We start from the raw sequence: 12,339 nt of genomic DNA on the forward strand, positions 1-12,339 counted from the left end.
CCTAGGGAACACTCCCGCACTCCACGAGAGAACAGGACGTTCGATGAGGATCAACCACGCAATCCGGATCGCCGCCGGAGTGGCTGCCCTGGCGCTCGCCGTCACCGCCTGCGGCGGCGGCAGCAACAAGACCGCCAGCCAGCACGCGGCCGACGGCAAACTCACCATCGGCATCAAGTTCGACCAGCCGGGCCTGGGACTGCTCAACAAGGACGGCAGCTACAGCGGTTTCGACGTCGACGTCGCCAAGTACGTGGCCGACAAGATGGGCGTGAAGCCGGAGAACATCACCTTCAAGGAATCGCCGTCGGCGCAGCGCGAGACGCTGATCCAGAACGGGCAGGTCGACTTCATCGTCGCCACCTACTCCATCACCGACGCCCGCAAGCAGAAGGTCGACTTCGCGGGCCCGTACTTCGTGACCGGGCAGTCGCTGCTGGTGCGGTCGGACAACACCGACGTCACCGGGCCGGAATCGCTGACCGGCAACAAGAAACTGTGCTCGGTCAAGGGCTCCACCCCGGCACAGAACGTGAAGGACAAGTACGCCAAGGAAGTTCAGCTGCAGGAGTACGACACCTACTCGCTGTGCGTGGAGGCGCTGAAGTCGGGCGCGGTGGACGCGGTCACCACCGATGACATCATCCTGCGCGGTTACGCGGCGCAGTCGCCGGGCGCGCTGAAGGTGGTCGGCAAGACCTTCTCCGTCGAGAACTACGGCATCGGCGTGAAGAAGGGCGATACCGAATCGCGCGGCAAGATCAACGACGCCATCGACGCCATGATCACCTCCGGCGCGTGGAAGGCGGCGCTGGAGAAGGAATTCGGCAGCACCGGCTTCCAGATCCCGGAACCGCCCAAGGTCGACCGGTACTGATTCGCGGGCACGCCAGGTGATTTCACGTCTCGCGAAATCACCCGGCGTGCTTCGTCTTCCGATCGGAGGAATGGGGCAGTCGTGTTCGACTTGATCTCCAACTATCACACCAAACTGCTCGACGCGTTCTGGGTGACGATCAAACTGACGCTGTATTCGGCGTTCTTCGCGCTGATTCTCGGCACCATCGTGGCGGCCATGCGGGTGTCGCCGATTCCGATCGCACGCTGGATCGGCGCGTTGTACGTCAACATCATTCGCAATACGCCGCTCACGCTGATCATCGTGTTCTGCTCGCTGGGCCTGTACCAGACCCTCGGGTGGCGACTGGCGGCCGAGGGGCCGAACAGCATCGCGGAGAACAGTTTTCGCTTCGCCATTGTCGGATTGAGCGTCTACACAGCGGCTTTCGTGTGCGAGTCGCTGCGGGCGGGCATCAATACGGTGCCGTTCGGGCAGTCGGAGGCGGGGCGTTCGCTGGGGCTCACCTTCGTGCAGAATTTGCGGCTCGTGGTGCTGCCGCAGGCGTTCCGGGCGGTCATCGCACCGCTGGGCAGTGTGTTCATCGCCCTGACCAAGAACTCGACCATCGCCTCGGCCATCGGCGTCGGTGAGGCCGCGCTGCTCATGTCGGAGATGAACGAGAACGAGGCGGCGCCGCTGAGTGTCGGCGCCATCTTCGCGCTCGGGTTCGTGATCCTGACATTGCCGACCGGTCTGTTCTTCGGTTGGCTGGCCAAGCGATTCGAGGTAGCGCGATGACCGCGTCCGTGCTCTACGACGCGCCGGGACCCCGCGCGCGCCTGCGCTACCGCGTCTACTCGGTCGTCGTCATCGCGGCCGCGGTGGCGGCGGTCTGGTTCGTCTATCACGGGCTGGCCGACAAGGGTCAGTTCACCGCCGACAAGTGGAAGCCCTTCACCGAGGGTGATACCTGGCGCACCTACCTCCTGCCGGGTCTGCGCGGCACCCTCGAGGCGGCGGCGCTGTCGATCGTGCTGGCGCTGGTCCTCGGAATGGTGTTCGGCATTCTGCGACTGTCGGACCATCGCGCGGTGCGCTGGTTCGCCGGTGTGGTGGTGGAGATCTCGCGGGCCATACCCGTGCTGATCCTGATGCTGTTCCTGTTCACCCTGTTCGCCCAGCAGAACGTCTTCCCCTCCGACCAGCTGGCGCTCGCGGCCGCGGTGGCGGCGCTGACCATCTACAACGGATCGGTCATCGCCGAGATCGTGCGCTCGGGCATCCGGGCGCTGCCCCGGGGACAGACCGAGGCCGCCGTCGCCCTGGGCATGCGCAAAACCCAGGTGATGGTGACGATTCTGCTGCCGCAGGCCGTCACCGCCATGCTGCCGGCGCTCATCTCGCAGATGGTGGTGGCGCTGAAGGACTCCGCGCTGGCCTACCAGATCACCTATCTGGAAATCGTGCGCAGAGGCACGCAGCTCGGTGCGGCGGAAAAGAATCCGATCCCGTCGCTGATCGTGGTGGCCATCATCATGATCGTCATCAACTACGCGCTGACCGTGGTCGCCACCCGGGTCGAGAAGTGGCTGCGCACCCGCAAGCGCGGCTCCCGGGCCGTGCTCGCGGCCGGCACCGTCACCGCTCCCCCGGGCATGGATGTCCTCATCGCGGACCAGTCCGCGCCCGGCGTGATCGGCGACGCCAGGTCGGGGAACTGACCTCGGACCCCGGTTCGGGAGCCGTGCCTCCCGAACCGGGACCGGGCATTCCGGGAATGCTCAGCCGACCCGGGGACAATTGCTCCGTCCAGCTCGCATACTGGTCTTCATGAACGAAGACGACAGCGCTCGAAGAGAATTCGTCTTCGGGCTGTTCCTGACCACCATCGTCACCCCCCTCCTCGCCGGCCTCACCGCCTTCGCCGCCGTCATCGGCGCGCTCGCCGTCCACGAGGCCGCGGGCCGCCTCCTGGCCTCCCGCCGCGACAAACCACCCCACCCCTCCGCACCCCACATGGCCACCCCCCGCACCCTCCGCCACACCAACCACCGCCACACCCGCCGCGCCCTCTCCACCCGCCGCCCAGGCGGCGTCCTGCACTGAAGGCTGTCCGTACGGCATCCTCGAGCGCGACGCGATCCCGAATCCAGTTGTTCTCGCCCTCGTATGACTCTCATGTCCGTAGCCGTGCTTCGTGGTGGTTTCAGGTCACAGTGACCACATGTGTGAGGACGTGAGTACGGGGCTGTCGATTCGGCTCGGATACTCGGTCGTGGGGGGCCGATTGAACCGGTTCTGGGGCCGGCGCGTATTCCTCGGTGGGACGGGAAGACAGTTGTTTCATCAACCGGCTTCATCACACGAAGTGGGACGTCATGACCACCAACGTCACCGATAGCAACGTCAAGGATCCGGGCAAGAATATCGATTCCATTGGGGTCGATGTGGGGCTGCTGGTGTTACGGGTGTTCTTCGGGGGGTTGTTGTTCGTGCACGGCAGCCAGAAACTGTTCGGGTGGTTCAATGGCGCGGGCTGGCACCAGACCACCGCTGGGTTCGAGAAGATGGGGTATCACCCTGGCAAGGTGTTCGGCACGCTGGCGGGACTGTGTGAATTCACCGGCGGCGCGCTGCTGTTCCTCGGGCTGTTCACGCCGCTCGCCGCGGCGATCGCTATCGGCACCATGATCAACGCGATGAATGTGACCTGGCCTCACGGGCTGATGGGCTACGAGAGTGCCCTGCTGTTCGCCGTGGCCGCGCTGACGCTGGCGATCGCCGGACCGGGCCGATTCTCCCTCGACCACAACCGGCCATGGGCGCGCCACGGCGTCCTATGGGGCGCCGCCGCCCTCGCCCTCGCCGTGGTGGCCGCGGTGATCACCTTGGTCATCAAGTGGTCGGGATAGGCGCCGAGTTCTCAGATCGAGTCGAGACCGGCCGAGAGCACAGTCAGGCATCGAATTCATTGGCGGCCAGTTCGGATTTCACCACCGAGTAGGCGGTGGATTGGCTGAAACCGCGGCGGGCCAGGAGACCGACCAGACGGCGGATGGCCTTGTCGCGGTCCAGGTCCCGTGGCAGGGTGCGGAGTTTGGCGCGCACCAGTTCGGCGGCACGATTCTGCTCGTCTGCTGGCGAGTCGGCCTCTGAGGTCGTCTCTCCGGAGTCGCTTTCGCTGAGGGTGCGACCGCCCAGCACGGCGCTGCCACGCGGCCCGGCCTTGGCGCGACGCAGCGGCGATGAGGCCACGCCTTCGGAGTTCTCGTCCTGGCCGTCGGAATTCTGCTCGCGATGAGCGTCGGTCCGCGCGTTCACGTGGAGTGCACCCACCGCTGCGAACTCCGCCGTCACCACCTGATATGCGGTGCCGGGACTGTAGCCGCGCCGCGCCAGCATGCCGACCAACCGGCGGGTGGCCGTGTCGCGGTCGAGTCCGGGCGACAGGGTTCGGAGCTTGGCGCGGACCAGTTCGGCCGCGGAATCGGTGTCGTCGGAGGCGAATTCGCGGCGGGATGAGGTCGGCTTCGCACGCGCTGCAGGGGCGGACGGAGCGGGGGCGGACGAGGACCGGGTATCGGGTGGCTGTTCCTGGGCACGTCGCGTCACGAGCGCGGCCATTTCGCCCGTCACCACCGCATAGGCGGTGCCCGGGGTGTAGCCGCGGCGTGCCAGCATGGCGACCAGACGACTGATCGCCTTGTCGCGGTCCAGGTCGGGGGACAGCGTGGTCAGCTTCCGGCGCACCAGCTCCCCGGCGCGGGCATTCTCGTCCTCGGTGGTCACCGACTCGAGCGCCGGTTCGGCGTCCTCCGGCGCAATGCCCTTGCGTCGCAATTCCTCGGCGAGAACCTTCTTGCCCTTACCCGAGTAGGTGTGCCGCGACCGCACCCACTGCTGCGCGAAGGCCGCATCGTCGATCAGCCCGACCTCGGTCAGCCGATCCAGCACCCGCTTCGCCACGGCAGCAGTGAAACCCCGATCCGCCAACCGATCCGCCAACTCGGCCCGGCTCCGAGCCCGATCGGTCAGCAACCGCAGGCACACGTCCTTCGCCTGCGCCTCGGTCCCGCCGCCCCCGGCACCGACCGATCCCCCCGGCTCCCCTCCGGATTCCGGACGCCCACGACCACGTCCACGCCGCCGCCCACCCCGACCGAACTCATCCCCCCGATCAACCGAGACTTCCGAGCCGGCATCGGCCGAATTACCATGACCGCCGTCGTCGTCACCCCTCGACTCGCTTCCACGCCTCGACTCATCCCCACGTCTCGGCTCGTCCCCGCCGGTCGACTCATCCCCGCCACGTCGCCGTCTGTCCCGACGACCTCGCCGATCCGATTGCGCGCCACTTCGTTCCGAGAAATCCGCTCCACGCCCCCCGCCGCCTCCCAGATTCCCCCGCGCCGAGAACTCACCCGGCTCACCCGACATGTCATAGGAGTCCGCAGACACCCGATCGACCGAGGTCGAGCCGGTTCCGCGAGTGTTTCGACGACCGCGCTTCTCTGCACTCGACCCACTCCGCGCCGCTTTCGCGGCCACGACCGCATTCGCCTCGGCCAACGCTGCCCGCGCCGCCGCCAGCCTGTCCCCCGGAGCACCGCCGACCGAGTTCTGGGCCGTACCACCGGCAACCCCATCCACAGTCGCCGGCGCGCAGTCACCGAGCCGGCGCTGGCCGGAGTCCGGCCCGGCGTCGAGCTCGTTCGGTCGAGCCTCACCATGCGCCGCCCGACCGAGACGTGCGGCATCAGCGGCATTCGCCTCGGCCCTGCGGCCACGGACCGGCCAGGCCGATTCGCCCCGCAGCGTGTCCTCCCGGCTATCGGTGGCCGAGATCGGTTCCGCGGCTGGGTGGGTCGAAGCGGGTGGGACCGAGTCTTCGTGGATATATGCGGCAGAGCGGATTCCGCCATCACCGGGGGCAGTGGGCGCTTCCTCTGGCCACTGCCCCGGCGCGCGGCGGCGTCCGGTGGGCGAAAGGTAGTGAGGGCGGGAAGAATTCGAGGCGGCAGACTCGGGGCCGATGACCGAGGCAGCAGGCGTGGGACCGATGGCGGACGCGGCGGGGCCAGAGGGGTTGCCGGGCGGATGGTCCGGCGGCTCATGGTCTCGGCTCGGGTCGGAGGGTTGTGGCCGCGATGGCTCGGAGAGCTCCGGTCGGTGCGACGGGTGCGGCTCGGGTGTGGTGGTCGCGTCGTCTGTGGTACGCCAGGTGGAGTGATCGGTGTCCGGCGAATTGTCTTCGGGGACAGGGTGATAGGACGCGGCGGGAGTGGATGGGCCGTAGTTCCAGGTGCCGACGCCGGTGGTGTAGGGGTCGGTGGAGCCGAAGAGGTCGTGGCCGGGCTCGGGGGTTCGGGGCCTGGGAGCGATGGGGCGGCGGCCGGCCTTGCGGGCGGCGGAGGACTCCAGTTGGCGGCGGAGGCGTTCCACCGCGTCCAGGCGAGCGGGCCCCGGCGAATCAGGCCGGGGCCCTTCGGGTTCCCGAGAGGTCATGGGTCAGAAGTCGGCGGGGGCCTCTTCGGCGGTGACGTCCGCGCCGATGCCGAGCTTCTCCTTGATCTTCTTCTCGATCTCGTCCCGGACATCGGTGTTCTCGAGGAGGAACTTGCGGGCGTTCTCCTTGCCCTGGCCGAGCTGGTCGCCCTCGTAGGTGTACCAGGAGCCGGACTTGCGGATGAAGCCCTGATCGACACCCATATCGATGATCGAGCCCTCCTTGGAGATGCCGATGCCGTAGAGGATGTCGAACTCGGCCTGCTTGAACGGCGGGCTCACCTTGTTCTTGACGACCTTCACGCGGGTGCGGTTACCGACCGCGTCCGAACCGTCCTTGAGGGTCTCGATGCGGCGGACGTCCAGGCGGACCGAGGCGTAGAACTTCAGCGCCTTACCACCGGTGGTGGTCTCGGGGGAGCCGAACATGACGCCGATCTTCTCGCGCAGCTGGTTGATGAAGATGGCGGTGGTGCCGGAGTTGTTGAGCGCGCTGGTCATCTTGCGCAGCGCCTGGCTCATCAGGCGGGCCTGCAGACCGACGTGGCTGTCACCCATCTCGCCCTCGATCTCGGCGCGCGGCACCAGGGCGGCGACAGAGTCGATGACGATGATGTCGATGGCGCCGGAACGCACCAGCATGTCGGCGATTTCGAGGGCCTGCTCACCGGTGTCCGGCTGGGAGACCAGCAGCGCGTCGGTGTCGACACCCAGCTTGCGCGCGTAGTCGGGATCCAGCGCGTGCTCGGCGTCGATGAAGGCGGCGACACCGCCGGCGGCCTGCGCGTTGGCGACCGCGTGCAGGGCGACGGTGGTCTTACCCGAGGATTCCGGACCGTAGATCTCGACGATGCGGCCGCGCGGCAGGCCACCCAGGCCCAGCGCCACATCCAGCGCGATGGAGCCGGTCGGAATCACCGAGATGGGCTGACGCGCCTCTTCGCCCAGACGCATGACCGCGCCCTTGCCGAAGCTCTTCTCCACCTGCGCGAGCGCGAGCTCGAGCGCCTTGTCACGATCGAAAGCCTGTGGTGCCATCGTCTGATCCCCTTCTCAACGGGTGTGTCTCATGCTGTGGTTGGCGCCCACGTTAGAGGGCGGCACCGACAAGTTCCGACGACGAGCTTAGACGAACAGGTGTTCGATGCAAGCGACGCGCTGGACGACACGCGAAACACCTGGTGGCAAGCATTCGGCAATCAGGGCAGCACCGCGAGCTTCTGCGCGTCGACCAGCGTCTGCGACTGCTTGAACACCCGCAACGCCGTCGTCACCTCGATATCCCGGATACCGGGCAACGCACCGAGCCGCTCGGTCACGTAGCGGTACAGATGGGCATTGTCCCGGCAGACCAGCGACGCGGTCAGATTGGCCGGCCCGGTGATCGCCGCCAGATAGGCGACCTCCGAATGCTCCGAGATGGCCTTGCCCACCTCCTCCAGCCGCGCCGGATCCACCCGCATCCACAGCACCGCGCGACACGTGTAACCCATGAGCTGCAAAGCGAAGTCGAGGTCGAAGTAGAGCACGCCGGACTCGATGAGCTCGCTCATCCGCCGGGCCACCCGGGTCGCGCTCCAGCCGGTGGCGGCCGCCAGCCGCGCGTAGGGCGCGCGCCCGTCCCGAGCCAGGATGGCCATCATCGCCTCGTCCTCACGCGACAGCGTGACCTGGGTTTCCGGACCCACGGGCTCCCACATCGGCGGCCGCGGGCCGAGTTCGCGCAGCTGCTCCGCGGTGAAGAACCGGTCATAGCGCGGCCACTCCTCGGGGAACGGAAACTGCCGCATCACCTCGTGCACCGTCAGCCCGACCACCGAACTGGCGCGCGGAATCACGCGCAGCAGCAACTCGTCCCGCCGCTCGATCGATCGCGTGCGGCCCGCGCACATGATCTCGAAACCACTGGTCAGCAGCGACACCCAGCTCAATTCCGGTACTCGCGCGAGAGATTCGGCCAGGGCGACGGCCTTGGCGGGCGTCGAGGTGATGCGCATGACCCAGCGCGGCTGCCCCAGCGGCACCGTATTCACCTGGCCCGCCACATGAATCATGCCGCGCGTGCGCAGTGACCGATACCTCCGCGCCACCGTCTGCTCGGAGACGCCGAGGATCGCCCCCAGCCGCGCGAACGGGATGCGCGCATCGGTGACCAGACCGTGCACGATCTGTTTGTCGAGCACGTCCAGAACGGAGGAATCATCCAGCTCTTCCTCGAACATAGGAGGAATCTACCGCATCGAACTGGATAGCTAGGTGGATCCAAGCGCCTATCCCATGCTTGGAGACGAAATCGTTCGTTCTCTGGAGGTTCTCATGCGGAAGTGGTTGCCCCTCTTCGCCGCGTGCCTGGGCTCACTGATGCTGCTCATCGACGTCACCATCGTGAATGTGGCACTGCCGGACATCGCCGCCGACCTGGGCACCGGCCTGTCCGGGCTGCAATGGGTCATCGACGGTTACGCGCTGGCGCTGGCCGCACTGCTGCTCATGCTCGGCTCGCTCGCCGACCGATTCGGCGCGAAACCCACCTATCTGATCGGCCTGGCCCTGTTCGCGGCCGCCAGCCTGGCCTGCGGTGTCGCCGGGTCGGCGGGCGTGCTGGTGGCGGCACGCGCGGCGCAGGGCATCGGCGGCGCGGCCATGCTGGCCACTACGTTGTCGCTGCTGCACGCCACGTATACCGGTCGTGATCGCGGCGTCGCCTTCAGCGCGTGGGGCGCGGTCTCGGGTGCGGCGGCCGGTATCGGCGTGGTGCTGGGCGGCGTGCTGACCGATCTGCTGTCGTGGCGGTGGATCTTCTTCGTCAACCTGCCGATCGCCGCGATCGCGATCGTGTTGTCCGCCTTGGCGTTCGGACCGTCGCCGCGGCACGCGGACCGGCGCATCGACGTCGGCGGGATGCTGAGTTTCACCGTCGCGGCGACGGCCGTCACCTACGGCATCATCCGGGGCGGCGAGCACGGCTGGGGTGATCGCGGGGCGGCGGTGGCACTGATCGCCGGCGCGTTCTCGCTGATCGCGTTCATCGTGCTCGAATCCCGCAGTGCGGCAACGATGTTGCCGCTGCCCCTGCTGCGCAGCGCGGGCTTCACCGCGACGCTGATCGCCGCGGTCGGCATGAGCTTCGCCGCCTTCGCGTCCAGCCCGCTGGTGTCGCTGTGGCTGCAGCAGTACCTGCACCTGACCCCGCTGCGGGCCGGGCTGTCGATGCTGCCGATGTCGGTGTGCGCCTTCCTGACCTCGGGCATCTTCGGCCGGTTCCTGCACGAGGTGGCGCCGAGGTGGACGATCGGCGGCGGCCTGCTGACGATCGGCGCGGGCAGCTCCCTGCTGACCCTCATCGACTCCGGATCCTCCTGGACCGCCGCGATTCCCGGCTTCCTGGTGATCGGTGTCGGCGTGGGCGTGATGGCTCCGCCGCTGATGGCGGTGGGCATGGCCGCCGTCCCGCCGCGCCAGAGCGGCACCGCCGCCGGTGCGATCAACACCGCGCGGCAGCTGGGCCTGGCGCTGGGAGTCGCGGTGCTGGGCACCGTCTTCCGCAACACGAGCGATGCGCATCCGACGACTCACGGCTTCGTGGACGGCCTGAACTCTGCGACGCTCACTGCGGGCGTCTTCGGAATCGTCTCAGCCGCAGTGGTTTTCGCCCTCTACACCCGCGCCTCCCGCCCCACCTCCGAGACCCCCGTCCTCGGCCCGCCCGAGCCCGCGGCGGTCGCCTGACGGGGAAATCGAGATCAGGGAGCTCTCACGGTGGAATTCGCCCGAATTCCCCGCAGTGAGAGCTCCCTGATCCTGTCGTCACCGGAGGGGGAAGCCCAGGGCGTCCTCGTCGGGGGTGCGGGGGCCGAAGATGCGGCGGTCGGACTCGGCGATGGGGACATCGTTGATGCTGGCCTCGCGGCGGGACATGCGGCCGTCGGGGGCGAATTCCCAGAGCTCGTTGCCGTAGCTGCGGTGCCACTGGCCCTCGTCGTCGTGCCATTCGTATTGAAAGCGGACGGCGATACGGTTCTCGGTGAAGGACCACAGGTCCTTGCGCAGGGCGTAGCCGTTCTCCTTGGCCCATTTGCGCTTCAGGAAATCGACGATTTCGGCGCGGCCGGTGAGGAATTCGTCGCGGTTACGCCAGACGGAGTCCTCGGTGTAGGCCTGGGCGACCGTCTCGGGATCGCGCGTGTTCCAGGCGTTTTCGGCAGCGCGGACTTTGAGCTCGGCGGATTCCAGGTCGAAGGGAGGCAGCGGAGGACGCATGAGGGAGACCTTTCGAATGGATGCGGGTGGGTGGGCGCCTTGCCGGTGCGCGACACGGCGTGTGGGTGGTGGACGGGTGCAGGACCGCTGGATGCGGGCGGAGTCGATGACCGGGGACGGAGTTGCGAGGCAGCACGGCGGACGCGCACGGTATCGGCTAGGGGTTGGCCGGGGACAGCTCGGGTTCGCTCCAGCGCAAGGGTGTGGCGTTCGTGATTTCGACGACTTCGGTGAGGGTGAAGTCGATGGCGCATTGCGCACCGGCCGTGAAAGCGGCTGCCGCCCAGGTGATCTCGGCAGTACCGGTGAGTTGCAGGGTGGTGCCGGTACGCCAGTCGGGAATCAGGAGGCCGCAGCGCGGGTCGGCGGCGATATTGCCGAGGGTCATGAACATGGAGTTGCCACGGTAGTCGGGCCAGCGCAGGCGAGTCGGGGAAAGCACCTGCAGGAAGCCGGGATTGCCGCCACGATGGGACGCGTCGGCATTGCCGTCGACATCGGCGGACGCGATGAAGAACGCGTCGGCGCGGGCGATGAGCTGCCGCTGAGACTCGTCCAGCGCGCTGGTCCGGCGCACCGTGGGAGCCCCGCCCGTCGCCCACTCCTCGATGCCGCGGCGGGAGATGTACTTCGGGCAGTTCGAATACACCTGCTCGGTATCGATGTGCAGCCCGGTCGCGGTGGGTGCGATCACGCCATTGACGCGCATCCGCCGCCGCAATTGCGGCTGTAACGCGATCATGCCGACATGCCGTGCGCCGCAGAGCGATTCGGCGAGCGGGTCACCGGCCACCGGCCGCGCGTCGACCTCGATCGCCCGCTCCCCGGAGGCGTACACGAACCCGGGCGGCCCAGCCAACTGCCCCGCCCACATCCGACCACGGTCATCGGCAGCGGCCACCACGATCATCGGCTGCTCCGCCAGGAATGCCGCAGCCGCGGCCGGAATATCAGCGCGAATCATCCGCCCGACCCGCTGAGCAATATCCTCCTGCCCCATGCGCCGCTGCACGGCCAATTCCCCAGGGTGATAGCCGATCCCGCTCGCCGGCACGGCACCGCCCTTCGGCATGGCGCGACCGGCGGTCACCGTGTCGGTGGTCGATCCGGGCTCGGAGGCCTGCGCACCGGGCTCAACCGTGGTCGATGCCTTGCCGCCGTGGTGCGCATCGCGTGTCGAGACGGCGTTCATGTGAGCTCCCATCGGGCCGCCTGCGGAGGTGACCGTCTTCTCGGGTGAATTCTGGTGCTGGTGGCGGTATTTCGGATCAGAAGAAGCCGCAGGTGGGGGCGGCGCCGGAGGGGGCCGGGGCGTGGTCGGCGCCGGCGGGGGCGTAGATCTCGAGGCGGATGCCGTCGGGGTCGATGAAGAAGATGCCGCCGGAGGAGGCGCCCTCACCATGGGCGACCACGCCGTCGTGGGCGAAGACGACATTCAGGGCCTTCAGGGCGGATTCCACCTCCCGGACCTGGTCGATGGTGTCGACCTGGAACGAGAGATGGTGCAGGCCGGGGGTTTCGGCGGAGAACTCGCCGTCACTCTGCTGCCAGAGGGTGACCTGGAGTTTGCCGTCGCGGCCGAGGAAGGCGAAGCGCTGGGCGCCCTCGCCGCCGGCGCCGAGCTGTTCGAAACCGAGGGCGCGGCGGTAGAAGTCCACCGAGCGGTCGAGGTCGGTGACATTGAGGCCGATGTGCCCGGTCGCGAGAACGGGTGCGGTCATGGGAACCCCTTA

12 protein-coding genes and 1 pseudogene are annotated in these 12,339 nt (G+C 67.8%); 6 read left to right on the forward strand and 7 right to left on the reverse strand.

Going from position 1 to position 12,339, the window contains the following annotated elements; all coding sequences use genetic code 11:
• The first annotated feature begins 43 nt into the window (after positions 1-43).
• The 5 genes from ACFXKA_RS19665 to ACFXKA_RS19685 all read left to right on the forward strand — a co-directional run bounded on the left by ACFXKA_RS19665 (position 44) and on the right by ACFXKA_RS19685 (position 3,753).
• Positions 44-877, forward strand: coding sequence for a glutamate ABC transporter substrate-binding protein (locus tag ACFXKA_RS19665; protein ID WP_354839620.1), 834 nt, complete (start codon positions 44-46; stop codon positions 875-877).
• A gap of 81 nt (positions 878-958) precedes the next feature.
• Entirely contained in the window at positions 959-1,639 is a 681-nt protein-coding gene (locus ACFXKA_RS19670) for an amino acid ABC transporter permease (RefSeq protein WP_379428311.1), read from the forward strand.
• Entirely contained in the window at positions 1,636-2,562 is a 927-nt protein-coding gene (locus ACFXKA_RS19675; protein WP_379428312.1) for an amino acid ABC transporter permease, read from the forward strand. The genes ACFXKA_RS19670 and ACFXKA_RS19675 overlap by 4 nt, the downstream gene beginning before the upstream one ends.
• A 109-nt stretch (positions 2,563-2,671) precedes the next feature.
• Positions 2,672-2,947 (forward strand): hypothetical protein, encoded by a 276-nt coding sequence (locus tag ACFXKA_RS19680; RefSeq protein ID WP_354839613.1) that lies wholly within the window; start codon positions 2,672-2,674, stop codon positions 2,945-2,947.
• 272 nt (positions 2,948-3,219) lie between these two features.
• On the forward strand, positions 3,220-3,753 hold the full coding sequence (locus ACFXKA_RS19685) for a DoxX family protein (protein ID WP_354839610.1): 534 nt from the start codon (positions 3,220-3,222) through the stop codon (positions 3,751-3,753).
• A gap of 43 nt (positions 3,754-3,796) precedes the next feature.
• Here the strand turns inward: ACFXKA_RS19685 and ACFXKA_RS19690 are convergent, their stop codons facing one another.
• The 4 genes and pseudogenes from ACFXKA_RS19690 to ACFXKA_RS19705 form a co-directional block, all read right to left on the reverse strand.
• On the reverse strand, positions 3,797-4,465 hold the full coding sequence (locus ACFXKA_RS19690; RefSeq protein ID WP_379428440.1) for a hypothetical protein: 669 nt from the start codon (positions 4,463-4,465) through the stop codon (positions 3,797-3,799).
• Positions 4,457-4,921 (reverse strand): annotated as a pseudogene (gene recX / locus ACFXKA_RS19695) (recombination regulator RecX); the annotation flags it as partial. The pseudogene recX and the gene ACFXKA_RS19690, both read right to left, overlap by 9 nt.
• A 1,428-nt stretch (positions 4,922-6,349) precedes the next feature.
• A complete protein-coding gene (gene recA, locus ACFXKA_RS19700; protein WP_354839607.1) occupies positions 6,350-7,384 on the reverse strand; it encodes a recombinase RecA in 1,035 nt (344 codons plus the stop codon).
• Positions 7,385-7,545: 161 nt separating this feature from the next.
• Entirely contained in the window at positions 7,546-8,568 is a 1,023-nt protein-coding gene (locus tag ACFXKA_RS19705) for an Lrp/AsnC family transcriptional regulator (protein WP_379428313.1), read from the reverse strand.
• Between the two features lie 94 nt (positions 8,569-8,662).
• Between ACFXKA_RS19705 and ACFXKA_RS19710 the strand changes: the two genes are divergently transcribed.
• Positions 8,663-10,075 carry an MFS transporter gene (locus ACFXKA_RS19710; RefSeq protein WP_379428314.1) on the forward strand — a complete coding sequence of 471 codons (1,413 nt, stop codon included), beginning with the start codon at positions 8,663-8,665 and terminating at the stop codon, positions 10,073-10,075.
• A 78-nt stretch (positions 10,076-10,153) separates the two neighbouring features.
• Here the strand turns inward: ACFXKA_RS19710 and ACFXKA_RS19715 are convergent, their stop codons facing one another.
• From ACFXKA_RS19715 to ACFXKA_RS19725, 3 genes are all read right to left on the reverse strand, one after another.
• Positions 10,154-10,606 carry a nuclear transport factor 2 family protein gene (locus ACFXKA_RS19715; protein WP_354839598.1) on the reverse strand — a complete coding sequence of 151 codons (453 nt, stop codon included), beginning with the start codon at positions 10,604-10,606 and terminating at the stop codon, positions 10,154-10,156.
• 157 nt (positions 10,607-10,763) lie between these two features.
• Positions 10,764-11,645, reverse strand: a complete 882-nt coding sequence (locus ACFXKA_RS19720) for a pyridoxamine 5'-phosphate oxidase family protein (RefSeq protein ID WP_379428441.1) — start codon at positions 11,643-11,645, stop codon at positions 10,764-10,766.
• A 229-nt stretch (positions 11,646-11,874) separates the two neighbouring features.
• Positions 11,875-12,327 (reverse strand): VOC family protein, encoded by a 453-nt coding sequence (locus ACFXKA_RS19725; protein WP_379428315.1) that lies wholly within the window; start codon positions 12,325-12,327, stop codon positions 11,875-11,877.
• Positions 12,328-12,339: the final 12 nt, after the last annotated feature.

The sequence above is a fragment of the Nocardia sp. NPDC059228 genome (assembly GCF_042754245.1).
Lineage (GTDB): Bacteria > Actinomycetota > Actinomycetes > Mycobacteriales > Mycobacteriaceae > Nocardia.